Raw genomic sequence first — 23636 nt, 5'->3', positions numbered from 1 at the left:
TAATGATGAAAATCCATACCACAGAGGCGCTCATGTCGGCTGAAATCAGCCGTAGAAGTCTGGTGAAAACCTCCGCTCTTGGCAGTCTCGCGCTAGCAAGCAGTGCTTTCACACTGCCATTTTCCCAAATGGTCCGAGCGGCAGAGGCACCGGTAGAAGAGAAAGCGGTCTGGAGTTCCTGCACCGTTAACTGCGGGAGCCGCTGTCTGTTACGTTTGCATGTGAAAGATGACACTGTGTACTGGGTGGAGTCTGATACGACAGGTGACGACGTCTACGGTAATCATCAGGTTCGCGCGTGTTTACGCGGGCGCTCTATCCGCCGACGGATGAATCATCCTGATAGGTTGAAATATCCCATGAAGCGCGTCGGCAAGCGCGGTGAAGGTAAATTTGAACGGATAAGTTGGGACGAAGCCCTGGAGACCATCAGTGATAATCTTCGGCGGATCCTAAAAGATTACGGCAATGAGGCTGTACATGTTCTCTATGGAACAGGCGTAGATGGCGGAAACATCACCAACTCAAACGTCCCGTACCGTCTGATGAACTCTTGTGGTGGTTTTCTCAGTCGCTATGGCAGCTACAGTACCGCACAGATCAGTGCCGCAATGAGTTATATGTTCGGTGCCAATGATGGCAACAGCCCGGATGATATCGCCAATACGAAGCTGGTCGTTATGTTCGGAAATAACCCGGCAGAAACCCGGATGAGCGGCGGTGGTGTCACTTACTACGTCGAGCAAGCCCGCGAACGTTCAAACGCACGCATGATCGTCATTGATCCACGTTATAACGACACAGCTGCCGGGCGTGAAGATGAATGGCTGCCCATTCGCCCTGGCACCGATGGCGCACTGGCCTGTGCGATTGCCTGGGTACTGATTACGGAAAACATGGTCGATCAGCCATTTCTCGACAAATATTGTGTTGGTTACGATGAAAAAACGCTGCCCCCCAGCGCACCACGTAACGCACATTATAAAGCCTATATTCTGGGCGAAGGGCCTGACGGCATTGCTAAAACGCCGGAATGGGCAGCAAAAATCACCAGCATCCCGGAAGAAAAAATTATCCAGTTGGCACGAGAGATCGGTTCAGCAAAACCTGCTTATATTTGTCAGGGTTGGGGGCCACAACGACACTCCAACGGCGAGCAAACGTCCCGCGCTATTGCCATGCTTTCCGTTCTCACCGGTAACGTCGGCATAAACGGCGGCAACTCAGGGGTACGCGAAGGTAGCTGGGATCTGGGGGTAGAATGGTTCCCGATGCTCGAGAATCCGGTTAAAACGCAGATTTCCGTCTTTACGTGGACAGATGCCATCGACCATGGTACGGAAATGACCGCGACCCGTGATGGTGTTCGTGGAAAAGAAAAACTGGATGTGCCAATCAAGTTTTTATGGTGCTACGCCAGTAACACATTGATCAATCAACATGGCGACATCAATCACACCCATGAGGTGCTTCAGGATGACAGCAAGTGCGAGATGATTGTTGGCATTGACCACTTCATGACGGCCTCGGCTAAGTATTGCGATATCCTGTTGCCCGACCTGATGCCAACAGAGCAAGAAGACCTTATCTCTCATGAATCTGCAGGGAATATGGGCTATGTGATCCTCGCCCAACCCGCAACCTCAGCAAAATTTGAACGCAAACCCATCTACTGGATGCTGAGTGAAGTCGCCAAACGCTTAGGACCAGACGTTTATCAAACCTTTACTGAAGGTCGCAGTCAGCATGAATGGATAAAATATCTCCATGCGAAAACGAAGGAACGTAACCCTGAGATGCCGGACTACGAGGAGATGAAAATGACCGGGATCTTTAAGAAAAAATGCCCGGAAGAACACTATGTCGCTTTCCGCGCATTCCGTGAAGATCCACAGGCAAACCCGTTGAAAACACCTTCGGGGAAAATCGAAATTTATTCTGAACGACTGGCGACGATTGCGGATACCTGGGAATTGAAAAAAGATGAAATTATTCATCCCCTTCCTGCGTATACCCCAGGTTTTGATGGCTGGGACGATCCCCTGCGGAAAACCTATCCACTGCAGTTAACGGGCTTCCACTACAAAGCGCGTACCCACTCCAGCTACGGCAATATTGATGTGTTACAGCAGGCCTGCCCACAAGAGGTGTGGATCAACCCCATTGATGCTCAGGCACGCGGTATCCGTCATGGCGATACCGTGCGGGTATTTAACAATAATGGAGAAATGCTGATTGCCGCAAAAGTGACTCCGCGTATTCTGCCTGGCGTTACCGCCATCGGGCAAGGTGCGTGGCTTAATGCGGATATGTTTGGTGACCGGGTCGATCACGGCGGCAGTATCAATATTCTGACCTCTCACCGCCCTTCACCGCTGGCAAAGGGAAACCCGTCGCACAGCAATCTCGTCCAGATCGAAAAGGTTTAAGGAGTAGCCCATGACCACACAATATGGATTTTTTATCGATTCCAGCCGCTGTACTGGCTGTAAAACCTGCGAACTGGCGTGCAAAGATTTTAAAGATCTTGGCCCGGAAGTCAGTTTCCGCCGTGTTTATGAATATGCTGGCGGCGACTGGCAGGAAGATAATGGCGTCTGGCACCAGAACGTGTTCGCTTATTATCTCTCCATCTCCTGTAACCATTGCGATGACCCCGCATGTACAAAAGTCTGCCCCAGCGGCGCAATGCATAAGCGTGAAGATGGCTTTGTGGTGGTTGATGAAGATGTTTGTATCGGCTGCCGCTACTGCCACATGGCTTGTCCGTACGGCGCGCCACAGTACAATGCTGAAAAAGGGCACATGACGAAGTGCGATGGTTGTTATTCGCGCGTCGCCGAGGGGAAACAACCCATATGTGTCGAATCCTGCCCGCTGCGTGCACTTGAATTCGGTCCAATTGAAGAACTGCGCCAGAAACACGGTACTCTGGCTGCCGTCGCGCCACTGCCGCGCGCGCATTTCACAAAACCTAATATCGTAATCAAACCTAACGCCAACAGCCGCCCGACCGGCGATACCACTGGTTACCTGGCTAATCCGGAGGAAGTGTAAAATGGGAAATGGATGGCACGAATGGCCACTGGTTATCTTTACCGTATTGGGCCAATGCGTCGTAGGCGCGCTGATTATTAGCGGAATCGGCTGGTTCGCCAGCAAAAATGACGCAGACCGTCAGCGTATTGTCCGTGGCATGTTTTTCCTCTGGCTGCTGATGGGCATCGGGTTTATTGCCTCTGTCATGCACCTGGGATCGCCACTGCGGGCGTTTAACTCGCTGAATCGAATCGGAGCTTCCGGCCTGAGTAACGAGATTGCTGCCGGTTCAATATTTTTTGCCGTTGGCGGATTATGGTGGCTGGTGGCGGTCATTGGTAAAATGCCGCAAGCGCTGGGGAAACTCTGGTTACTTGTTAGCATGGTGCTCGGCGTCATTTTCGTCTGGATGATGACCTGCGTGTATCAAATCGACACTGTGCCAACCTGGCACAACGGCTACACTACACTGGCGTTCTTCCTGACGGTATTGTTGAGCGGTCCTATACTTGCTGCCGCAATTCTGCGGGCAGCCCGCGTTACATTTAATACCACACCATTTGCCATCATTAGCGTTCTGGCGCTGATCGCTTGTGCCGGGGTGATTGTGCTGCAAGGTTTGTCTCTGGCATCTATTCACTCATCCGTACAACAAGCCAGCGCACTGGTACCAGATTACGCCTCCTTACAGGTCTGGCGTGTGGTATTGTTATGCGCAGGTCTTGGATGCTGGCTTTGTCCGCTCATTCGTCGCCGTGAACCTCACGTTGCCGGACTTGTTCTGGGGCTAATCCTCATACTAGGCGGTGAGATGATCGGGCGTACGCTCTTTTATGGCCTGCACATGACGGTAGGAATGGCTATTGCAGGTTAACAAATTGGTGCGGGGAAACCCGCACATTTCAGGATGTTAGGAATGACCCATTTTTCACAGCAAGATAATTTTTCTGTCGCGGCGCGCGTGTTGGGCGCGCTGTTTTATTACGCTCCAGAGAGTGCGGAAGCCGCACCTCTGGTTGCGGTACTCACCAGTGACGGCTGGGAAACTCAGTGGCCTCTACCAGAAGCGTCATTAGCGCCGCTGGTGACGGCTTTTCAGGCACAGAGTGAAGAGACTCGCGCCCAGGCCTGGCAGCGTTTGTTTGTCGGCCCGTGGGCACTGCCGTCTCCGCCGTGGGGGTCGGTCTGGCTGGATCGCGAATCTGTGCTGTTTGGCGATTCAACATTGGCACTTCGTCAGTGGATGCGCGAGAAAGGCATTCAGTTCGAAATGAAGCAAAACGAACCGGAAGATCATTTTGGTTCACTGCTGTTGATGGCTGCGTGGTTGGCGGAGAATGGTCGCAAGACAGAATGCGAAGAATTGCTGGCATGGCATCTTTTTCCGTGGTCAACACGTTTTCTCGACATTTTTATCGAAAAAGCAGAACACCCTTTCTACCGTGCGCTGGGTGAACTGGCTCGCTTAACGCTGGCGCAATGGCAATCACAACTGTTGATTCCTGTCGCGGTTAAACCACTGTTTCGATAAAGTTGCCGCAATATTGCCGGATGGCGACAATCACGCGTCATTCGGCAATAATACGTTACAACGTCACGTATTTTATCGCTTTAAGCACGCACTGCTTTTGCCGATAACCTGTTTTGCCGCAAAATAGTCGCTCGTGTTTCATTGTCCATTTCTGCTCATGCACCATCTACACAGCTTTCCGGATCTGCGCACTATGTTTCGCCGTCTGCTTATCGCAACAATAGTCGGTATTCTTGCGGCCTTTGCCGTTGCCGCGTTTCGTCACGCGATGCTGCTACTGGAATGGCTGTTCCTCAATAATGACTCCGGCAGTCTGGTCAATGCAGCGACGAATCTTTCTCCGTGGCGACGGCTGCTAACTCCGGCGCTCGGCGGACTGGCGGCGGGTTTGTTGCTGATGGGCTGGCAGAAATTTACCCAGCAACGCCCTCATGCGCCGACCGATTACATGGAAGCGTTGCAAACCGATGGTAAATTCGATTACGCAGCAAGCCTGGTCAAATCGCTTGCCTCTCTGCTGGTAGTAACTAGCGGCAGCGCAATTGGTCGCGAAGGTGCGATGATTCTTTTAGCTGCCCTTGCCGCCTCCTGTTTTGCTCAGCGTTTTACGCCACGCCAGGAGTGGAAATTATGGATTGCCTGTGGAGCTGCGGCGGGAATGGCTGCGGCTTACCGCGCCCCGCTTGCTGGCAGTTTATTTATAGCCGAAGTGCTGTTTGGCACTATGATGTTGGCCTCTCTCGGACCGGTGGTTATTTCTGCTGTCGTGGCGTTGCTGATTAGCAATCTGATTAATCATAGCGATGCATTACTCTACAGCGTGCAACTCTCAGTGACGGTTCAAGCTCGTGACTATGCGCTGATTATCAGTACTGGTGTGCTGGCAGGTCTATGCGGACCAGTGTTGTTAACGTTAATGAACGCCAGTCATCGAGGATTTGTTATTCTCAAACTTGCGCCCCCCTGGCAACTAGCACTCGGCGGGTTGATCGTGGGTCTGCTTTCTCTGTTCACCCCTGCCGTGTGGGGCAACGGCTATAGCACCGTACAATCCTTTTTAACCGCCCCGCCACTGTTTATGATCATTGGCGGGATCTTCCTTTGCAAACTGTTTGCCGTTCTGGCGAGTAGTGGTTCTGGCGCGCCCGGTGGTGTCTTTACACCGACACTCTTTATCGGTCTTGCCATTGGCATGTTGTATGGACGTAGCCTGGGGTTATGGTTTCCTTACGGCGAAGAAATGACACTCTTACTCGGATTAACCGGGATGGCGACACTGTTGGCGGCGACCACGCACGCGCCGATTATGTCGACGTTGATGATATGTGAAATGACCGGGGAGTATCAGCTACTCCCCGGTTTATTGATTGCCTGCGTAATTGCGTCGGTAATTTCGCGGACGTTACACCGTGACTCTATCTACCGCCAGCACACTGCGCAGCATAGCTAAGCGGATGTATTGCCCCAGTTCACGCTGTTCGGCGCGCGGTAAATAAGGCAGTTCACCAATGAGCGGTGCTGGAAGTTTTTTACCCAGCACATCAATGATTTCCGCATAATGCGCCAGTCCTGGGTTGATTCGGTTAGCCACCCAGCCAATGAGCGGCAGCCCGTCGTTGGCAATCGCCTGAGCTGTTAGCAGTGCATGGTTAATGCAACCTTCCTGAATACCGACAACCATCAACACCGGCAGTTGTTCCTGCACCACCCATTCAGAGAGTGGACGCAAATCATTCATCAGACTGCGCCAACCGCCAGTACCTTCGACCACCACATGATCGACTTTATCGGTCAGGTTTGCCAGGCCGTTTGAAATGAGGGTGTAATTGATTGGGCAACTGTGCGCCACGCTACTTTCTTCTTCGCTTAACGCAATAGGATTAACTGCTTCATAAGGCAGTTCAATAGTTGAAACACTCTGCAACACCAGGGCATCTTTATTACGCAGCCCTTCGGGTGTCTCTTTGCTCCCCTTCGCTACGGGTTTATATCCCGCAACCGTTTTTCCCTGGGAGGCTAACGCTTGTAGCAATGCGCGGGAAACCACCGTTTTCCCTACAGAAGTGTCTGTACCTGTAATAAAGAAACGCTTCAGCATCACTAACTCCACCGTTATGCTTCACAAATATAAACCAGGAAAATAATTAACCTTGAAAGTCTAAGTTATGCTTTCCAGGCTCAAATTGAGATAGCGCAAATTTTGGTAGAACAGTTAAAAAATGTTAACCCTGCAACAGACGAATCAACAAAGAACCGTTATACATCGCGTCTTTTACCAGCGCAGCCCCTGCCATCGTACCCTGGTTAGAAAATTGAGTACTCTCAACGCTAATGTGCTGACTATACGCAGGAAGGGCCTGCTGACGGATGCTGTCCGAGATGACCGGGAAGAGGATATCTGCCGCTTTACTTAACGGTGAGCCAATCAGTATTTTTTGTGGGTTAAATAAATTCACCATGATGGCAAGAATGCGCCCGACATGCGCGCCTACCCCGGTAATGATGTCTTTTGCCAGCAGATCGCCGCGCAATGCCGCCTGACACAATGAGTCCACGGTTAACGGCTGTCCATGTAACATCGAGCTCATGGATTGATTGAGACGCAGCTGTGCCAGCTCAAGAATACTGTCCACACTGGCGATCGTTTCGAGGCAGCCGTGATTCCCGCAATAACAGCGTTTCCCATACGGGTCGACCTGCGTGTGACCTATTTCCACGAGGCTACTGCTGCCTGCGTGTAGCAGATGACCATCGGTAATGACGCCCGCCCCCACGTTGTGATCGATAACCACCTGAATCACATCGCGCGCCCCGCGTGAGGCACCAAACAAGGCCTCAGCCATCGTCCATGCGCTGATATCATGCTGAATATAAACCGGTACGCCGGTATGCTGCTCCAGCGCCTCGCCGAGCGGCATCTCTTTTACATCCTCGTAGAACGGCATGCGATGTACAATACCATTTTCCGTATCAATAATTCCCGGCAAGGTAATGGCAATAGAAGTCAGACGCTCAAGTTTTTTCTGATGGCGGATAAAAAACTGATCGATATGGGAAATGATACGATCCAACAATGGCGAGTCATCTTTTAACGCCAGTTCCTGCGACTCCTCCACCACCAGTTTGCTGCTCAGATCGCGCAAAGCAAGGAAAATCTCCCCGCGACTAATGCGCAGAGAAAGATAGTGCCAGGCTTCAGTTTCAACCACCAGCCCCACCGCCGGACGGCCACGGTTCCCCGCTTCTTTGATTTCCAGCTCTTGCACCAGGTGTGCTTCGAGCATCTCACGGACAATTTTGGTGATACTGGCAGGAGCCAGTTGCGCCAGACGGGAAAGATCGATACGCGAGACTGGACCAAGCTGATCAATCAGGCGATAAACCGCGCCCGCGTTGGTCTGCTTTATTTGATCAATGTGCCCAGGCTGGTTTTCAGCAACCACCGCATACTCCCTATATTTTCGCGCTCCGAAATAATCTGTAGGCTATGGTGAAGCACTTCAATACGTGTCGTCAAATTTTTACTTAGGCATGTGATTAACAGCACATTTTTCGGGCTTTTTCGCTGAAATTTCCCTCACCTGAGAGCATTCAGCAGATGAATACGAAAGTTACGCGCAGCCGGACTTTGTTCATGGTGTTTCGGCCAGACCAACCACATTTCAGAAACCGCATCCTCTTCAGCAATCGGCACCCAGCGCATTTCGTTGAGCTGAACACGTTTAAATGACGCAGGCAAAATTGAAACACCCAGACCAGCGGAAACCAGACCGATGATGGTCATTGCCTCACCCACCTCCTGAGTGATGACGGGCGTCAAATTGTAACGTCTCATCAGCCCGAGAATATCGTCATACAGCCCTGTCCCTACGTGCGGATCAAAAAAGACAAAGGGTTCTTTCGCCAGTTCAGCCAGCGTTACACTCGGGTTATTTGCCAGGGGATGATCGTGCGGGATCATCGCCATAAGCGGTTCATGGACGATGACTGCGTGTTCAAGCGTCTCCGGTAACGCTGTGTTACGCAGCAATCCCATATCCAGCGTTCCTTCAATGAGCGGAGCGATTTGCTCGCGAGTGTTCATTTCGCGGGTTTGTAAATGGACATCGGGATAATCACGGCGAAACAGCGATAACGTATCAGACACCGCCCGAATAAAAGGAGCGGACGAAGTAAATCCAATGCGCAACTCCCCCGCTTCGCCCTGATGCAGCCTTTCAGCGCGAGCGGCAGCGTCATCCACCATAGACAGGATTTGCCTACTATCTGCAAGAAACTGTTTTCCTGCTTCCGTCAGCAATACACTGCGATTGGTCCGTGCCAGCAGTCGGGCACCAATTTGGTGCTCCAGCGCCTGAATCTGCTGACTTAGCGGTGGTTGCGAAATATTCAGGCGGGCAGCGGCGCGCCCGAAATGCAGCTCTTCCGCAACAGCAACAAAGTAACGCAGATGACGAAGTTCAATATTCATATTTAAAACATCTTATTTGAGATTATTAATATATTAGACAGAACAATTCGATTTTCCTAATCTATTCATAAGCCTGATCCACAGGCATATTTAGCAAGGATTTCAAGTGAGCCGTACTACAACTGTTGATGGCGCTCCGGCAAGCGTCAATGACAAGCAAAGCATTTCTCAGCCAAATCAATTTATTAAACGCGGTACGCCGCAATTTATGCGCGTCACCCTGGCGCTTTTCTCTGCCGGACTGGCAACCTTCGCACTTCTCTATTGTGTGCAACCTATCCTTCCGGTGCTTTCGCAGGAGTTTGGCTTAACGCCTGCGAACAGTAGTATTTCACTGTCCATTTCAACGGCGATGTTGGCTATCGGTTTGCTGTTTACTGGCCCGCTATCCGATGCCATTGGTCGCAAACCAGTGATGGTCACGGCGCTACTGTTGGCCTCCATTTGTACGTTACTTTCGACAATGATGACCAGCTGGCACGGCATTTTGATTATGCGCGCCTTGATTGGGCTTTCGTTAAGTGGCGTGGCAGCTGTTGGCATGACTTATCTTAGCGAAGAAATCCACCCCAGTTTCGTGGCCTTTTCGATGGGGTTGTATATCAGCGGCAACTCAATTGGCGGCATGAGCGGACGCTTAATTAGCGGTGTCTTCACGGACTTTTTCAACTGGCGAATTGCTCTGGCGGCTATCGGCTGTTTCGCGCTGGCCTCGGCGTTGATGTTCTGGAAAATCCTCCCGGAATCACGCCATTTTCGCCCGACTTCTCTGCGACCAAAGACGTTATTTATCAACTTTCGTCTGCACTGGCGTGACCGGGGATTGCCGTTATTGTTCGCAGAAGGCTTTTTGCTGATGGGGTCGTTCGTCACGCTGTTTAATTACATCGGCTATCGGTTGATGCTCTCCCCCTGGCATGTCAGTCAGGCCGTGGTTGGCTTATTATCGCTGGCTTATTTGACCGGTACATGGAGCTCACCCAAAGCCGGAACCATGACCACCCGTTATGGGCGCGGTCCGGTGATGTTGTTTTCGACGGGGGTTATGCTGTTTGGTTTACTGATGACCTTATTCAGCTCGCTGTGGCTAATCTTTGCCGGAATGTTACTCTTCTCAGCCGGATTCTTCGCAGCCCACTCAGTTGCCAGCAGCTGGATCGGCCCCCGCGCAAAACGCGCTAAAGGCCAGGCCTCCTCGCTGTATCTGTTCAGTTACTATCTGGGGTCGAGTATTGCCGGGACGCTGGGTGGTGTTTTCTGGCATAACTATGGCTGGAACGGCGTCGGCGCATTTATTGCTCTGATGCTGGTCATTGCTCTGCTGGTCGGGACGCGTTTGCATCGTCGTCTGCACGCCTAAAAATAAGTCCGGACTGCGGTAAATACCCATCCGGACTTATTGCCTGCTCAAACCAACGTTAATAGCCATCCTAAAATAGACGAAGCGCCAGCCAATTCCCGCAGCGCATCTAGTGTCATCAGGATTATAAGTACCCAAATAAACGGATTCATTTTGCTGTGTGTCATTTATTACTGATGCGCAGTTATTCTACCGCTTTGTAAGTAGTAAAATAGTTAACCCGATCAAGACTACTATTATTGGTAGCTAAATTTCCCTTAAGTCACAATACGTTATTATCAACGCTGTAATTTATTTAACGTTTGTACATATCGTTACACGCTGAAACCAACCACTCACGGAAGTCTGCCATTCCCAGGGATATAGTTATTTCAACGGCCCCGCAGTGGGGTTAAATGAAAAAACAAATTGAGGGTATGACAATGAAAAAAGTATTAGCTCTGGTTGTTGCCGCTGCTATGGGTCTGTCTTCTGCCGCCTTTGCTGCAGAGACTGCGACCACACCTGCTCCGACTGCGACGACCACCAAAGCAGCGCCGGCGAAAACTACACATCATAAAAAACAGCATAAAGCAGCACCTGCCCAGAAAGCGCAGGCGGCTAAAAAGCATCATAAAAATGCGAAAGCTGAACAGAAAGCCCCTGAACAAAAAGCGCAGGCAGCGAAGAAACACGCCAAGAAACACAGCCATCAGCAACCGGCAAAACCTGCTGCACAACCCGCAGCGTAAGTTTTCAACAGTAATGCTGGCGCGCCCCCTCGCGCCTGAAAATTACGGTGCTAAGCGGGTAACGTTTGGCACCGCCTTTAGCGGAGGGTAGTATGGTGGGCCGTTATCGCTTTGAGTTCATTCTTATCATCCTTATTTTATGCGCACTGATTGCCACCCGTTTTTATCTTTCCTGATCGTAGTTATCTGATTTTGCTCCCACTTTCATCCCGTCCCGTCTATAGTATTTATGAGGGTTTGCTTTTAATAATCATAATTACCCACCAGAGTGTGATATGCGTACAACCATTGCTGTAGTGTTGGGTGCAATTAGTTTGACGTCTGCTTTTGTGTTTGCAGATAAACCAGACGTTGCCAAATCGGCAAACGATGAGGTCAGCACCCTGTTTTTTGGTCATGATGATCGTGTGCCCGTGAATGACACGACCCAATCACCGTGGGATGCGGTTGGGCAACTGGAAACGGCCAGCGGCAATTTATGTACGGCGACGCTGATTGCCCCCAATCTGGCATTAACGGCAGGACACTGTTTATTGACGCCGCCAAAGGGTAAAGCGGATAAAGCGGTGGCGCTGCGTTTTGTGTCAAATAAAGGGCTTTGGCGCTATGAGATCCACGACATAGAAGGCCGCGTTGACCCGACACTGGGAAAGCGGTTAAAAGCAGATGGGGATGGTTGGATTGTTCCTCCCGCAGCTGCGCCGTGGGACTTCGGTTTGATTGTGCTACGTAATCCCCCTTCTGGCATTACACCGTTGCCGTTATTTGCGGGAGATAAAGCCGCACTTACCGCCGCATTAAAAGCGGCAGGTCGAAAAGTGACTCAAGCGGGATATCCTGAAGATCACCTCGATACGCTATACAGTCATCAAAATTGCGAAGTAACTGGCTGGGCGCAAACGTCGGTGATGTCCCATCAGTGCGATACTTTGCCGGGTGATAGCGGTTCGCCACTGATGTTGCATACCGATGACGGCTGGCAGTTAATTGGCGTACAAAGTTCGGCTCCTGCCGCGAAAGATCGCTGGCGTGCCGATAACCGGGCCATTTCTGTCACTGGTTTTCGCGACAAGCTAGACCAACTTTTGCAAAAATAGCATTCAAACGCTGCCCGACAGCACGGGCAGCGTGTTCATCAGGCAAACTTCACCATAATCATTCCAGCCAACAGCAAGACCAGACCAATCCAGCCTTTGCGATTTAAACGTTGACCAAACAAAACCCAACCTGCGACTAACGTGGCGGCAATACCAAATCCGCCCCACAATGCATAGGCTACAGACAAGTCAATCCCTTTAACGGCTTGAGAAAGCGCACTAAAGGCAGCCAGCACCGCCGCCAGGGAGAGCAAACCATAGATTTTGCGACGAAAGCCGTCAGAAAATTTCAAAAAGACATTAGCAACGATTTCCAGCACGATTGCCAATGCCAGCCAGACGGCGTGTACCCATTCAAACTGCGCCATGGTTCACCTCCGGCTCAGGTTTACACGCTTTACGGGTACCTGATTTGATTAATACAATCCCAGCCACCAGGGTCGTTAACCCGGCAATTTTCATCAGCGATAAACTTTCATCGAATAACAAAACGCTAAACAAGGTAATCAATAAAATACCGATACCTTCCCACAGCGCATAAGCTACGCCTAAGGCGATTTTTTTAACGGCGAAGGAGAGAAATATATACGACAGAGAAATCATCACCAGCATTAAAATAAAACCGCCATTACCCTCACTGACGCTCGCCCATTTCATTGACAGCGTGCCGGTAATTTCCGTAGCAATAGCCAGACCTAATAAAATCCAATAAATATACATCGTCCTTCTCCTGCAAGAGAATTATTTTATCTTTCGCTCAATTCAGCGAAACCAGAGCAAAGTGATCAAGCCCCGCGCATAGCGCAAGGTTAGGCAGAAGAAAGGACTAAAGCGCGTTGCGCCAGTGCTGCTCACCTACGAGCAAGATAGTGGATGAGGTACGAAGATGGGTAAATGTAGAAAATAACGTCCTGAACAAATTGTCCATAATATTACAATTATCCGCAGTGTTGCTTCTCATCATCGCGGATGATAATTGTCCTCGGTAGTTGAACACGCCTGATTTGTATCATAGCTTAAGAATTAACTCAAAATATTTTCACTTCTTTACCCGAGCGGATTGATTTTCGTTATGATGACGGAACGAAAAAGACATTATTATTAGCAAAGAAAGAAAAAACGGGGACAAGCATGGCAAAGCCGATCATCACGCTCAATGGTCTAAAAATCGTCATTATGTTGGGAATGCTGGTCATTATTCTCTGTGGTATCCGTTTTGCCGCCGAGATCATCGTGCCGTTTATTCTCGCATTATTTATTGCTGTTATTCTTAACCCGCTGGTGCAACACATGGTCCGCTGGCGAGTGCCGCGTGTACTGGCGGTGTCGACTTTGATGACCATCATCGTGATGGCAATGGTGTTGCTGCTAGCTTATCTGGGGTCCGCGCTCAATGAATTGACGAGGACGTTGCCGCAATATCGCAACTCCATTATGACACCACTTCAAGCTCTTGAACCGTTGTTGCAACGCGTAGGGATTGATGTCTCAGTTGACCAACTGGCGCATTACATTGACCCGAACGCAGCGATGACCTTGCTCACCAATCTACTGACGCAGTTATCTAATGCCATGTCATCAATATTTTTATTGCTGCTGACGGTGTTGTTTATGCTGCTCGAAGTGCCACAATTGCCCGGAAAATTTCAGCAAATGATGGCGCGTCCGGTTGAAGGGATGGCGGCGATTCAGCGTGCGATTGACAGTGTGTCTCATTATCTGGTGCTGAAAACAGCCATCAGCATCATCACCGGCCTGGTCGCCTGGGCGATGCTCGCCGCACTCGATGTTCGCTTCGCTTTTGTCTGGGGATTGCTGGCCTTTGCGCTTAATTACATCCCGAATATTGGTTCAGTCCTCGCGGCAATCCCCCCTATCGCTCAGGTACTGGTGTTTAATGGCTTCTACGAAGCGTTGCTGGTGCTGGCGGGATATCTGCTGATTAATCTGGTCTTCGGCAATATTCTGGAGCCGCGGATCATGGGGCGTGGGCTGGGGCTTTCCACATTGGTGGTATTTCTGTCGTTGATTTTTTGGGGATGGTTGTTAGGACCGGTGGGTATGCTGCTTTCCGTGCCGTTGACAATTATTGTCAAAATTGCGCTTGAACAAACAGCGGGAGGTCAAAGCATCGCCGTTCTGTTAAGCGATCTCAATAAAGAGTGACGGCCTCCGCAGAGGCCGTCAAGTTTACAGAGCTTTCAGGATTGCATCCACGCTGGCTTTGGCGTCACCAAACAGCATGTGGGTGTTTTCCTTGAAGAACAGCGGGTTTTGCACACCAGCATAGCCTGTGTTCATCGACCGTTTAAAGACAATCACGTTCTGCGCTTTCCACACTTCAAGCACAGGCATACCAGCAATCGGACTCTTCGGATCATCCTGCGCCGCCGGGTTAACCGTATCGTTAGCACCAATCACCAGTACGGTATCGGTATCAGCAAAGTCATCGTTGATCTCGTCCATTTCCAGCACGATGTCATACGGTACTTTTGCTTCAGCCAGCAATACGTTCATATGCCCAGGCAAACGCCCCGCAACCGGGTGGATACCGAAACGCACATTGATACCACGAGCGCGCAGTTTCTCGGTTATTTCAGCGACAGGATATTGCGCCTGCGCGACTGCCATGCCGTACCCCGGAGTAATGATCACTGAATGGGAGTTTTTCAGTAATTCCGCTGTCTCTTCTGCGGTGATTTCGCGGTGCTCGCCCACTTCCTGATCATCGCCAGTAGAAGAGCCGTCGGTGCCGAAACCACCCGCAATAACGCTGATAAAGGAACGGTTCATCGCCTTACACATAATGTAAGAAAGGATAGCCCCCGAAGAACCGACCAGCGCACCGGTCACAATCAGCAGGTCGTTGCTGAGCATAAAGCCCGCAGCCGCAGCCGCCCAGCCGGAGTACGAGTTCAGCATCGACACCACCACCGGCATATCTGCACCACCGATGGAGGCGACTAAATGCCAGCCGAATACCAGCGCAATGGCGGTCATTATCAGCAATGCCAGCACTTGCAGGCCGACGCTATCCGTGCGAACAAATACAATCAGCAGCAGGAAGGAAACGACCAGAGCTGCCAGGTTCATTTTGTGACGGTTTGGCAGCATCAACGGTTTAGACGAAATTTTGCCACACAGTTTGCCGAACGCCACCACCGAACCCGTGAACGTTACCGCCCCGATGAAGATACCGAGGAACACTTCCGTCAGGTGAATATTGACCAGAATCGGTGCCATTCCCGCGTCATGATGCAGATAGCTGTTAAAGCCAACCAGCACTGCCGCCAGACCCACAAAGCTATGCAGGATCGCCACCAGTTCTGGCATTTCGGTCATTTCAACTTTCTTCGCCAGGCGGATACCAATTGCCCCACCGATGACCATCGCCAACAAGATCCAGCCAACATTACCCGTATCCGGTCCAAAGATGGTTGCGATTAACGCAATCGCCATCCCGGCGATACCGAAGTTGTTACCCTGGCGAGACGTTTCATGTTTCGAAAGCCCGGCCAGACTGAAGATAAACAGGATCGCGGCAACAATGTATGCAGCTGTAACTAATCCTCCAGACATATGTTACCCCTTAATTTTTGCGGAACATTTTCAGCATGCGCTGAGTCACGGTGAAGCCACCGAAAATATTAATGCTGGCTATAAGCACCGCGATAAAACTAAGGAAGCTAACCCAGCCGCCCTGGCCAATCTGCAACAGTGCTCCGACAACAATAATCCCTGAAATCGCGTTGGTGACCGACATCAACGGTGTATGCAGCGCGTGCGATACATTCCACACCACGTAATAGCCGACAACGCAGGCCAGCGCGAACACAGTGAAGTGCCCAAGGAACTCTTTCGGCGCAACGCTTGCCATCCAGCCGAAAAGGATGATTGCCAACGCCATCAACGCGTATTTACGCCACGGTGAGCAGGCACATTTTTCCTCAGTTTTCACTTCCGGTGCCGATTTTTGTGCCGCCTGCGGCTGAGCTGATACCTGAATCGGCGGTGCCGGCCAGGTAATTTCGCCAGCACGGATCACGGTCACACCGCGAATCACCACATCATCAAAATCAACCGTGATGTTGCCGTCTTTCTCTTTGCACAACAGTTTCAGCAGATTAACGAGGTTAGTGCCGTAAAGCTGTGAGGATTGCGTCGGCAGACGGCCCGGAAGATCGGTATAACCAATCACTTTGACACCATTTTCCGTAGTGAAAATTTCACCCGGTACGGTGTATTCACAGTTGCCGCCGTTTTGGGCTGCCAGGTCGACAATCACACTGCCCGACTTCATGGAGTCAACCATTTCACGGGTAATCAGCTTCGGCGCTGGTTTGCCTGGAATAAGCGCGGTGGTGACAATGATATCGACCTCTTTTGCCTGGGCGGCAAAGAGCTCCATTTCAGCTTTGATGAACGCATCCGACATCACTTTGGCATAGCCATCGCCGCTGCCCGCTTCCTCTTTAAAGTCCAGCTCGAGGAATTCCGCGCCCATACTTTGAACTTGTTCTTTCACTTCCGGGCGGGTGTCGAATGCACGCACAATCGCGCCGAGACTATTGGCTGCGCCAATGGCGGCCAGACCTGCAACACCCGCACCAATCACCATCACTTTTGCCGGTGGCACTTTCCCTGCCGCCGTGATTTGCCCGGTAAAGAAGCGCCCAAATTCATGTGCCGCTTCAACAATGGCGCGATAACCAGCGATGTTCGCCATCGAACTGAGTGCGTCCAGCGATTGTGCGCGTGAGATACGCGGCACAGAGTCCATCGCCATCACGGTCACGTTACGTTCCGCAAGTTTTTGCATTAATTCCGGATTCTGCGCAGGCCAGATAAAACTCACCAGCGTTGTCCCTGGATTCAGTAACGCAATTTCATCATCTAACGGCGCATTGACCTTCAGAATGATCTCTGACTGCCAGACGTTATTCCCTTCTACAATTTCGGCGCCCGCTTGCACAAACGCTTTATCGTCAAAACTTGCCAGTTGACCCGCGCCGCTCTCTACCGCGACGGTAAAACCCAGTTTCAGCAGCTGTTCCACTGTTTTTGGCGTTGCTGCAACACGGGTTTCATTGGTTAACCGTTCTCTTGGTATGCCAATTCGCATGATATTCCCTTCCATCGGTTTTATTGATGATGGTTTGCCTGTGTCAGGATCCACACAAGCCGCTCATGTACGAGCTAAATGTTACTCCGTTAAAATAAATTAGTAACAAACGCCCTATAACGTACTGAAAATTATGCCTGTGATCTAGCGCCAAAAATCAGTATTTCGGCGTGAACTCGCAAAATATTAACGATTCAGCCGTGATAGTGGGATAAACACCTTAGAACGCTAGATAAAGACTGATAATTATCTTCGGTGGACAGGTAAAACGTGATATCGCCCCGGCACGAATCATTACTTAACATTAAATTAACTTATACAATTCAGTTGCTTCAGTAGTATTGATGCTGATACGGCTGTTTTTTAAGCATAGACCGTCATTTGAACAGGATTAAAATTGGCTTAAGGAATGTGATATGAAAAATGACGCAGACAGTTACACCGTTTAAATGCAATAATCAGCCACGTTTCTCGTTAATAACAATACCAGTACCTGGTTTGCGCAAGGCGAAGGATTATTTTTATGAAGCTTAAGAACACCCTCCTGGCGTCGGCACTGCTTTCTGCTACGGCCTTTTCCGTTAACGCAGCAACAGAACTGACACCGGAGCAAGCGGCAGCGGTTAAACCTTTTGACCGTGTAGTGGTTACCGGTCGTTTTAATGCTATTGGCGAAGCGGTGAAAGCCGTTTCTCGTCGCGCTGATAAAGAAGGTGCCGCCTCTTTTTATGTTGTCGACACTTCTGATTTTGGTAACAGCGGTAACTGGCGTGTGGTCGCTGACCTCTATAAAGCCGATGCTGAAAAAGCCGAAGAAACAAGTAATCGCGTTATCAACGGTGTTGTCGAACTGCCAAAAGATCAGGCCGTTCTGATTGAACCGTTTGATACGGTTACCGTTCAGGGCTTCTATCGTAGCCAGCCTGAAGTCAATGACGCCATCACCAAAGCGGCAAAAGCGAAAGGCGCTTACGCTTTCTACATTGTTCGTCAAATCGATGCTAACCAGGGCGGTAACCAGCGCATTACAGCGTTCATCTATAAAAAAGATGCTAAGAAACGCGTCGTACAAAGCCCGGATGTGATCCCGGCAGATTCCGAAGCGGGGCGTGCAGCTCTGGCTGCGGGTGGCGAAGCAGCGAAGAAAGTAGAGATCCCAGGGGTTGCGACAACCGCATCACCAAGTTCTGAAGTTGGTCGCTTCTTTGAAACCCAGTCATCAAAAGGCGGGCGTTACACTGTCACGCTTCCTGATGGTACTAAAGTCGAAGAACTGAACAAAGCAACAGCAGCGATGATGGTTCCATTCGACAGCATCAAATTCTCTGGCAACTATGGCAACATGACCGAAGTCTCCTATCAGGTTGCGAAACGTGCCGCGAAGAAAGGCGCTAAGTATTACCACATCACCCGCCAGTGGCAGGAACGTGGTAATAACCTCACCGTTAGCGCAGATCTGTATAAATAACTATTCAGTTACCACTATAAGGCGGCTTAATGCCGCCTTTCGCATTTTTAGTCACAAATTTCCCCACGACCATTGCATGCAGACACATCTCTTCGTAAAATCCCGCGCTTCAGTGGCAAACTCCATTTTTATGCGTTTTGCCCTAATATTTATTCTTCTAATCACGTTTTAACCACTGGATATCGATGGAAAAGAAACTGGGACTGAGCGCACTCACCGCGCTGGTATTAAGCTCAATGCTGGGCGCGGGTGTTTTCAGTCTGCCGCAAAATATGGCGGCAGTTGCCAGCCCGGCAGCACTGCTCATCGGCTGGAGCATTACTGGTGCTGGCATTTTATTGCTGGCCTTTGCCATGCTGATCCTCACACGCATTCGCCCCGAGCTTGACGGCGGCATCTTTACCTATGCCCGCGAAGGGTTTGGTGAGTTAATCGGCTTTTGTTCCGCATGGGGGTACTGGCTGTGCGCGGTTATCGCCAACGTCTCCTATCTGGTGATCGTTTTTTCCGCGTTAAGCTTTTTTACGGACACGCCGGAATTGCGTCTGTTTGGCGATGGCAATACCTGGCAATCGATCGTCGGTGCCTCGGCTTTATTGTGGATTGTTCACTTTTTGATCCTGCGCGGGGTACAAACCGCTGCCAGCATTAACCTGGTGGCGACACTGGCAAAATTGTTGCCGCTGGGCCTGTTTATTGTGCTGGCGATGATGATGTTCAAACTGGACACCTTCAAGCTCGACTTTACTGGCCTTGCACTTGGCGTACCGGTATGGGAACAGGTGAAAAACACCATGCTGATCACCCTGTGGGTTTTCATTGGTGTGGAAGGTGCTGTGGTCGTTTCGGCGCGTGCGCGTAATAAACGTGATGTAGGTAAAGCAACACTGCTGGCGGTTCTCTCCGCTCTGGGCGTTTACTTGCTGGTAACGCTGCTTTCGCTGGGCGTGGTAGCACGTCCTGAACTGGCTGAAATTCGTAACCCGTCAATGGCCGGTCTGATGGTGGAAATGATGGGACCGTGGGGCGAAATCATCATCGCTGCCGGTTTGATCGTTTCCGTTTGCGGCGCGTACTTAAGCTGGACCATCATGGCAGCAGAAGTTCCGTTCCTTGCAGCCACCCATAAAGCATTCCCGCGCATTTTCGCGCGCCAGAACGCACAAGCCGCGCCATCCGCCTCACTGTGGCTGACCAATATCTGCGTGCAAATTTGTCTGGTACTGATCTGGCTTACCGGTTCCGATTACAACACGTTGCTGACCATCGCCTCAGAAATGATTCTGGTGCCTTATTTCCTGGTCGGCGCGTTCTTGCTGAAAATCGCAACCCGTCCACTGCATAAAGCGGTAGGTGTCGGTGCCTGCATTTATGGCTTATGGTTATTGTACGCCTCTGGTCCAATGCATCTGCTGTTGTCCGTCGTTCTGTATGCGCCAGGGCTACTGGTCTTCCTGTACGCGCGTAAAACGCATACACATGATAATGTACTGAATCGTCAGGAAATGGTGCTGATTGGCATGCTGTTAATTGCCTCAGTTCCGGCGACCTGGATGCTGGTGGGATAACGTTCATCCCATCGTTGGATAGCAAAGGAGATAACGATGGGTAAAACCCACGCCTTGCCAATATTAATTACTGGAGGCGGCCGTCGCATCGGCCTCGCCCTCGCCTGGCATTTCATTAATCAAAAGCAACCGGTGATAGTCAGCTATCGGACACACTATCCTGCCATTGATGAGCTGATGAATGCGGGTGCGCTGTGTATTCAGGCTGATTTTTCGACCAACGACGGTGTGATGGCGTTTGCCGATGAAGTGCTAAAAAGCACCCACGGCCTGCGTGCGGTGTTGCACAATGCCAGTGCGTGGATGGCAGAAAAACCAGGTATGCCACTCACCGACGTACTGGCCTGCATGATGCAGATCCACGTTAATGCCCCATACCTACTTAACCACGCGCTGGAAAGATTACTGCGCGGGCACGGACACGCCGCCAGCGATATTATTCACTTTACCGATTATGTGGTGGAGCGCGGTAGCGACAAACATATTGCCTATGCTGCAAGCAAAGCAGCACTGGATAATATGACCCGCTCGTTTGCCCGCAAGCTGGCACCTGAAGTGAAAGTAAATTCTATTGCGCCATCGCTGATCCTGTTTAATGAGCATGATGATGCCGAATATCGTCAACAGGCACTGAATAAATCACTGATGAAAACCGCGCCTGGCGAGAAAGAAGTGATCGACCTGGTCGATTACTTACTTACCAGTTGCTTTGTCACCGGACGCAGTTTCCCACTTGATGGCGGTCGTCATCTGCGTTAATGCAGCTTAATCCAGCATATAATCAACACCCATGCGCTTAGTCCCCAGCACACTACAGAACCGATAAAAGCGGCGGGCAAGCGCATAATTCCGGTGAAATACCACAGCGACACCAGGTAAACAAAATAGGGAATTATCGACCACATACTAAAAATGATTGTTGCACGTAAGGCTTCAATGCCGCGTTCGCTGGCAACAATATAATGCGCGATGAGCGCAAAAGTCGGAAAAAGCGGAATCAGTCCGGCGATATAATAATTTTTCGTTTTTGCTAAAACACCAATCAACAGCACTACCAGCGCACCGAGCGCGGCTTTGATTACCAGCCCCATCTTTTTACCTTAACAATTCCATAACAAGTCACCAGTAGAATACCTGATGAAAACTTGTTTAGAAACGATTGATAGTAAGTAAAAACAGCGCGGTGTATTGTGACGTTTTTATATCTACCGTGAATGTTATGAACACTATCGTATTTGTGGAAGATGATGCGGAAGTCGGTTCACTGATTGCCGCGTACCTGGCAAAACATGATATGCAGGTTACCGTAGAGCCGCGCGGCGACCAGGCCGAAGAAACTATTCTGCGAGAAAATCCGGATTTGGTGTTACTCGATATCATGCTACCAGGCAAGGACGGCATGACCATTTGTCGTGATTTACGCGCAAAGTGGTCCGGACCTATTGTTCTTCTAACCTCTCTCGATAGCGATATGAACCACATCCTGGCACTGGAAATGGGTGCCTGCGACTATATTCTCAAAACGACGCCCCCTGCTGTTTTGTTAGCGCGTTTACGTTTGCATTTGCGTCAGAATGAGCAAGCCACACTGAGCAAAGGTCTTCAGGAAACGTCTCTGACTCCCTACAAAGCCCTGCATTTCGGCACGTTGACCATCGATCCCATCAACCGCGTAGTCACCCTGGCTAACACTGAAATCTCGCTCTCGACAGCTGATTTCGAATTATTGTGGGAATTAGCTACCCATGCTGGGCAAATCATGGACCGCGATGCATTGCTGAAAAATTTACGCGGCGTCAGTTATGACGGACTGGATCGTAGCGTGGACGTGGCTATTTCGCGGTTAAGAAAAAAACTGCTCGATAACGCCGCAGAACCTTATCGCATTAAAACTGTGCGTAACAAAGGCTATCTTTTTGCGCCTCATGCATGGGAATAAGCGATGAAAAAACTGTTTATCCAGTTTTACCTGTTATTGTTTGTCTGCTTCCTTGTGATGTCTCTGCTGGTTGGGCTGGTGTACAAATTTACCGCCGAACGCGCGGGCAAACAGTCGCTGGATGATTTGATGAACAGTTCGCTGTATCTGATGCGCAGCGAATTGCGTGAGATCCCCCCACACGATTGGGGTAAGACGCTGAAGGAGATGGATTTAAATCTCTCTTTCGATCTGCGTGTCGAGCCGCTGAGTAAATATCATCTTGATGATATTTCCATGCACCGACTGCGTGGCGGCGAGATTGTCGCCCTTGACGATCAGTACACGTTTTTACAGCGCATCCCGCGTAGCCACTATGTGCTGGCCGTTGGTCCTGTTCCTTATCTTTATTACCTCCATCAGATGCGATTGTTGGATATCGCCCTGATCGCTTTTATTGCCATTTCCCTCGCCTTTCCGGTGTTTATCTGGATGCGTCCGCACTGGCAGGATATGTTAAAACTGGAAGCAGCGGCGCAACGATTTGGCGATGGGCATCTCAATGAGCGTATCCACTTTGATGAGGGTTCAAGCTTTGAACGACTTGGTGTCGCATTTAACCAGATGGCGGACAATATCAACGCCTTGATTGCCAGTAAAAAACAGCTTATCGACGGAATCGCTCACGAACTGCGAACGCCGTTAGTGCGCTTGCGTTATCGACTGGAGATGAGCGATAACCTGAGCGCCGCCGAATCCCAGGCGTTGAATCGCGATATCAGTCAACTTGAAGCTTTAATTGAAGAGCTGCTGACTTATGCCCGACTCGATCGCCCACAAAACGAGCTTCATCTTAGCGAACCAGACCTGCCGTTGTGGCTGTCAACGCATCTGGCAGACATTCAGGCAGTAACGCCCGATAAAACGGTACGGATTAAAACGCTCGCGCAAGGCCATTATGCGGCGTTGGATATGCGCTTAATGGAGCGCGTGCTGGATAATTTGCTCAATAACGCCCTGCGCTACTGTCACTCAACGGTTGAAACCAGCCTGCTACTGTCGGGAAATAGAGCGACATTAATTGTTGAGGATGATGGCCCAGGGATTGCCCCAGAAAACCGCGAACATATCTTTGAACCTTTTGTTCGCCTCGATCCCAGCCGGGATCGCTCAACCGGCGGCTGCGGGCTGGGGTTGGCGATTGTCCACTCTATAGCACTAGCAATGGGCGGTACGGTTAATTGTGACACCAGCGAACTGGGGGGTGCCCGCTTCTCGTTTAGCTGGCCGTTATGGCATAACATCCCGCAATTTACCTCTGTTTGACATTA

General features: G+C 50.5%; 25 protein-coding genes. 15 read left to right on the top strand and 10 right to left on the bottom strand.

Translation table 11 applies throughout. The features are described 5' to 3' along the window. The first annotated feature begins 5 nt into the window (after positions 1-5). The 5 genes from ynfF (at position 6) to clcB (ending at position 6020) form a co-directional block, all read left to right on the top strand. The gene (gene ynfF, locus FQ015_RS04315; protein WP_077782408.1) at positions 6-2429 is read left to right on the top strand and encodes a selenate/tellurate reductase subunit YnfF; all 2424 of its coding nucleotides are present in this window, start codon (positions 6-8) and stop codon (positions 2427-2429) included. A gap of 10 nt (positions 2430-2439) precedes the next feature. Then, a complete protein-coding gene (ynfG, locus tag FQ015_RS04310) occupies positions 2440-3057 on the top strand; it encodes a DMSO reductase like molybdoenzyme iron-sulfur subunit YnfG (RefSeq protein ID WP_032184287.1) in 618 nt (205 codons plus the stop codon). A gap of 1 nt (position 3058) precedes the next feature. Further along, entirely contained in the window at positions 3059-3913 is an 855-nt protein-coding gene (gene ynfH / locus FQ015_RS04305; protein ID WP_039021281.1) for a selenate reductase membrane anchor subunit YnfH, read from the top strand. Positions 3914-3955: 42 nt separating this feature from the next. Continuing rightward, positions 3956-4570 (top strand): Tat proofreading chaperone DmsD, encoded by a 615-nt coding sequence (gene dmsD / locus FQ015_RS04300; protein ID WP_039021280.1) that lies wholly within the window; start codon positions 3956-3958, stop codon positions 4568-4570. A 157-nt stretch (positions 4571-4727) separates the two neighbouring features. Then, positions 4728-6020, top strand: a complete 1293-nt coding sequence (gene clcB / locus FQ015_RS04295; protein WP_072039623.1) for a voltage-gated ClC-type chloride channel ClcB — start codon at positions 4728-4730, stop codon at positions 6018-6020. Here clcB and bioD read toward each other — a convergent pair. From bioD to FQ015_RS04280, 3 genes are all read right to left on the bottom strand, one after another. Then, complete coding sequence (gene bioD / locus FQ015_RS04290) at positions 5973-6668, bottom strand: dethiobiotin synthase (RefSeq protein WP_000919226.1); 696 nt, start codon at positions 6666-6668, stop codon at positions 5973-5975. The genes clcB and bioD overlap by 48 nt on opposite strands. Positions 6669-6792: 124 nt before the next feature. Next, positions 6793-8013: a sugar metabolism global transcriptional regulator Mlc gene (gene mlc, locus FQ015_RS04285; RefSeq protein WP_000225276.1), complete on the bottom strand. Its 1221-nt coding sequence runs from the start codon at positions 8011-8013 to the stop codon at positions 6793-6795. A 134-nt stretch (positions 8014-8147) separates the two neighbouring features. Beyond that, entirely contained in the window at positions 8148-9041 is an 894-nt protein-coding gene (locus tag FQ015_RS04280; protein WP_160523738.1) for a LysR family transcriptional regulator, read from the bottom strand. 106 nt (positions 9042-9147) lie between these two features. Here FQ015_RS04280 and FQ015_RS04275 point away from each other — a divergent pair, with 106 nt between their 5' ends. Further along, on the top strand, positions 9148-10401 hold the full coding sequence (locus tag FQ015_RS04275) for an MFS transporter (protein ID WP_039021278.1): 1254 nt from the start codon (positions 9148-9150) through the stop codon (positions 10399-10401). Between the two features lie 47 nt (positions 10402-10448). Here the strand turns inward: FQ015_RS04275 and FQ015_RS24690 are convergent, their stop codons facing one another. Continuing rightward, complete coding sequence (locus tag FQ015_RS24690; protein ID WP_001351109.1) at positions 10449-10553, bottom strand: KPN_01571 family protein; 105 nt, start codon at positions 10551-10553, stop codon at positions 10449-10451. A 270-nt stretch (positions 10554-10823) separates the two neighbouring features. Between FQ015_RS24690 and asr the strand changes: the two genes are divergently transcribed. From asr to FQ015_RS04260, 3 genes are all read left to right on the top strand, one after another. Then, positions 10824-11132 carry an acid resistance repetitive basic protein Asr gene (asr, locus tag FQ015_RS04270; protein ID WP_001362115.1) on the top strand — a complete coding sequence of 103 codons (309 nt, stop codon included), beginning with the start codon at positions 10824-10826 and terminating at the stop codon, positions 11130-11132. A 92-nt stretch (positions 11133-11224) separates the two neighbouring features. Beyond that, positions 11225-11308, top strand: a complete 84-nt coding sequence (locus FQ015_RS04265; RefSeq protein ID WP_000233092.1) for a hypothetical protein — start codon at positions 11225-11227, stop codon at positions 11306-11308. Positions 11309-11407: 99 nt separating this feature from the next. Beyond that, a complete protein-coding gene (locus FQ015_RS04260) occupies positions 11408-12229 on the top strand; it encodes a trypsin-like serine peptidase (protein ID WP_001260847.1) in 822 nt (273 codons plus the stop codon). Between the two features lie 38 nt (positions 12230-12267). On the opposite strand, the gene mdtI is transcribed toward FQ015_RS04260, so the two are convergent. The 3 genes from mdtI to FQ015_RS24685 all read right to left on the bottom strand — a co-directional run bounded on the left by mdtI (position 12268) and on the right by FQ015_RS24685 (position 13226). Next, positions 12268-12597 (bottom strand): multidrug/spermidine efflux SMR transporter subunit MdtI, encoded by a 330-nt coding sequence (gene mdtI, locus FQ015_RS04255; protein ID WP_000046674.1) that lies wholly within the window; start codon positions 12595-12597, stop codon positions 12268-12270. Then, the gene (mdtJ, locus tag FQ015_RS04250; protein WP_000276155.1) at positions 12584-12949 is read right to left on the bottom strand and encodes a multidrug/spermidine efflux SMR transporter subunit MdtJ; all 366 of its coding nucleotides are present in this window, start codon (positions 12947-12949) and stop codon (positions 12584-12586) included. Before mdtJ ends, mdtI begins: the two co-directional genes overlap by 14 nt. 106 nt (positions 12950-13055) lie before the next feature. Continuing rightward, a complete protein-coding gene (locus FQ015_RS24685) occupies positions 13056-13226 on the bottom strand; it encodes a protein YdgV (protein ID WP_085948401.1) in 171 nt (56 codons plus the stop codon). A 134-nt stretch (positions 13227-13360) separates the two neighbouring features. On the opposite strand from FQ015_RS24685, the gene tqsA reads away from it, so the two are divergent. After that, entirely contained in the window at positions 13361-14395 is a 1035-nt protein-coding gene (gene tqsA, locus FQ015_RS04245) for an AI-2 transporter TqsA (RefSeq protein ID WP_097412052.1), read from the top strand. Positions 14396-14419: 24 nt separating this feature from the next. Here tqsA and pntB read toward each other — a convergent pair whose 3' ends face one another. Next, positions 14420-15808 (bottom strand): Re/Si-specific NAD(P)(+) transhydrogenase subunit beta, encoded by a 1389-nt coding sequence (gene pntB, locus FQ015_RS04240; protein ID WP_000014036.1) that lies wholly within the window; start codon positions 15806-15808, stop codon positions 14420-14422. Positions 15809-15818: 10 nt separating this feature from the next. After that, positions 15819-17351 (bottom strand): Re/Si-specific NAD(P)(+) transhydrogenase subunit alpha, encoded by a 1533-nt coding sequence (gene pntA, locus FQ015_RS04235; RefSeq protein WP_105267527.1) that lies wholly within the window; start codon positions 17349-17351, stop codon positions 15819-15821. Between the two features lie 523 nt (positions 17352-17874). Here pntA and ydgH point away from each other — a divergent pair. The 3 genes from ydgH (at position 17875) to folM (ending at position 21146) form a co-directional block, all read left to right on the top strand. Then, positions 17875-18819 carry a DUF1471 family protein YdgH gene (ydgH, locus tag FQ015_RS04230; RefSeq protein ID WP_000769317.1) on the top strand — a complete coding sequence of 315 codons (945 nt, stop codon included), beginning with the start codon at positions 17875-17877 and terminating at the stop codon, positions 18817-18819. Positions 18820-19004: 185 nt separating this feature from the next. Further along, complete coding sequence (locus FQ015_RS04225) at positions 19005-20387, top strand: amino acid permease (protein ID WP_000412394.1); 1383 nt, start codon at positions 19005-19007, stop codon at positions 20385-20387. Between the two features lie 36 nt (positions 20388-20423). Beyond that, on the top strand, positions 20424-21146 hold the full coding sequence (gene folM / locus FQ015_RS04220) for a dihydromonapterin reductase (protein WP_160523737.1): 723 nt from the start codon (positions 20424-20426) through the stop codon (positions 21144-21146). Here folM and FQ015_RS04215 read toward each other — a convergent pair. After that, positions 21143-21478 (bottom strand): GlpM family protein, encoded by a 336-nt coding sequence (locus FQ015_RS04215; RefSeq protein ID WP_000524867.1) that lies wholly within the window; start codon positions 21476-21478, stop codon positions 21143-21145. The genes folM and FQ015_RS04215 overlap by 4 nt on opposite strands. 128 nt (positions 21479-21606) lie before the next feature. On the opposite strand from FQ015_RS04215, the gene rstA reads away from it, so the two are divergent. Next, positions 21607-22326, top strand: coding sequence for a two-component system response regulator RstA (gene rstA, locus FQ015_RS04210; RefSeq protein ID WP_001092504.1), 720 nt, complete (start codon positions 21607-21609; stop codon positions 22324-22326). A gap of 3 nt (positions 22327-22329) precedes the next feature. Then, positions 22330-23631, top strand: coding sequence for a two-component system sensor histidine kinase RstB (gene rstB, locus FQ015_RS04205; RefSeq protein WP_048969958.1), 1302 nt, complete (start codon positions 22330-22332; stop codon positions 23629-23631). Positions 23632-23636 lie beyond the last annotated feature (5 nt).

Origin of the sequence: Escherichia sp. HH26CH (assembly GCF_009820205.1) — a bacterium.
Taxonomy (GTDB): domain Bacteria; phylum Pseudomonadota; class Gammaproteobacteria; order Enterobacterales; family Enterobacteriaceae; genus Escherichia; species Escherichia coli_F.
The sequence above is the reverse complement of the archived record's forward strand: the minus strand, read 5'-3'. Positions and strand labels throughout refer to the sequence as shown.

What these genes read in the sequence shown, in the direction of transcription:
- ynfF (WP_077782408.1), top strand. Translation starts at nt 6, where the DNA reads ATGAAAATCCATACCACAGAGGCGCTCATGTCGGCTGAAATCAGCCGT.
- ynfG (WP_032184287.1), top strand. Translation starts at nt 2,440, where the DNA reads ATGACCACACAATATGGATTTTTTATCGATTCCAGCCGCTGTACTGGC.
- ynfH (WP_039021281.1), top strand. Translation starts at nt 3,059, where the DNA reads ATGGGAAATGGATGGCACGAATGGCCACTGGTTATCTTTACCGTATTG.
- dmsD (WP_039021280.1), top strand. Translation starts at nt 3,956, where the DNA reads ATGACCCATTTTTCACAGCAAGATAATTTTTCTGTCGCGGCGCGCGTG.
- clcB (WP_072039623.1), top strand. Translation starts at nt 4,728, where the DNA reads ATGCACCATCTACACAGCTTTCCGGATCTGCGCACTATGTTTCGCCGT.
- bioD (WP_000919226.1), bottom strand. Translation starts at nt 6,668, where the DNA reads ATGCTGAAGCGTTTCTTTATTACAGGTACAGACACTTCTGTAGGGAAA.
- FQ015_RS04280 (WP_160523738.1), bottom strand. Translation starts at nt 9,041, where the DNA reads ATGAATATTGAACTTCGTCATCTGCGTTACTTTGTTGCTGTTGCGGAA.
- FQ015_RS24690 (WP_001351109.1), bottom strand. Translation starts at nt 10,553, where the DNA reads ATGAATCCGTTTATTTGGGTACTTATAATCCTGATGACACTAGATGCG.
- asr (WP_001362115.1), top strand. Translation starts at nt 10,824, where the DNA reads ATGAAAAAAGTATTAGCTCTGGTTGTTGCCGCTGCTATGGGTCTGTCT.
- FQ015_RS04265 (WP_000233092.1), top strand. Translation starts at nt 11,225, where the DNA reads ATGGTGGGCCGTTATCGCTTTGAGTTCATTCTTATCATCCTTATTTTA.
- FQ015_RS04260 (WP_001260847.1), top strand. Translation starts at nt 11,408, where the DNA reads ATGCGTACAACCATTGCTGTAGTGTTGGGTGCAATTAGTTTGACGTCT.
- mdtI (WP_000046674.1), bottom strand. Translation starts at nt 12,597, where the DNA reads ATGGCGCAGTTTGAATGGGTACACGCCGTCTGGCTGGCATTGGCAATC.
- mdtJ (WP_000276155.1), bottom strand. Translation starts at nt 12,949, where the DNA reads ATGTATATTTATTGGATTTTATTAGGTCTGGCTATTGCTACGGAAATT.
- tqsA (WP_097412052.1), top strand. Translation starts at nt 13,361, where the DNA reads ATGGCAAAGCCGATCATCACGCTCAATGGTCTAAAAATCGTCATTATG.
- pntB (WP_000014036.1), bottom strand. Translation starts at nt 15,808, where the DNA reads ATGTCTGGAGGATTAGTTACAGCTGCATACATTGTTGCCGCGATCCTG.
- pntA (WP_105267527.1), bottom strand. Translation starts at nt 17,351, where the DNA reads ATGCGAATTGGCATACCAAGAGAACGGTTAACCAATGAAACCCGTGTT.
- ydgH (WP_000769317.1), top strand. Translation starts at nt 17,875, where the DNA reads ATGAAGCTTAAGAACACCCTCCTGGCGTCGGCACTGCTTTCTGCTACG.
- FQ015_RS04225 (WP_000412394.1), top strand. Translation starts at nt 19,005, where the DNA reads ATGGAAAAGAAACTGGGACTGAGCGCACTCACCGCGCTGGTATTAAGC.
- folM (WP_160523737.1), top strand. Translation starts at nt 20,424, where the DNA reads ATGGGTAAAACCCACGCCTTGCCAATATTAATTACTGGAGGCGGCCGT.
- FQ015_RS04215 (WP_000524867.1), bottom strand. Translation starts at nt 21,478, where the DNA reads ATGGGGCTGGTAATCAAAGCCGCGCTCGGTGCGCTGGTAGTGCTGTTG.
- rstA (WP_001092504.1), top strand. Translation starts at nt 21,607, where the DNA reads ATGAACACTATCGTATTTGTGGAAGATGATGCGGAAGTCGGTTCACTG.
- rstB (WP_048969958.1), top strand. Translation starts at nt 22,330, where the DNA reads ATGAAAAAACTGTTTATCCAGTTTTACCTGTTATTGTTTGTCTGCTTC.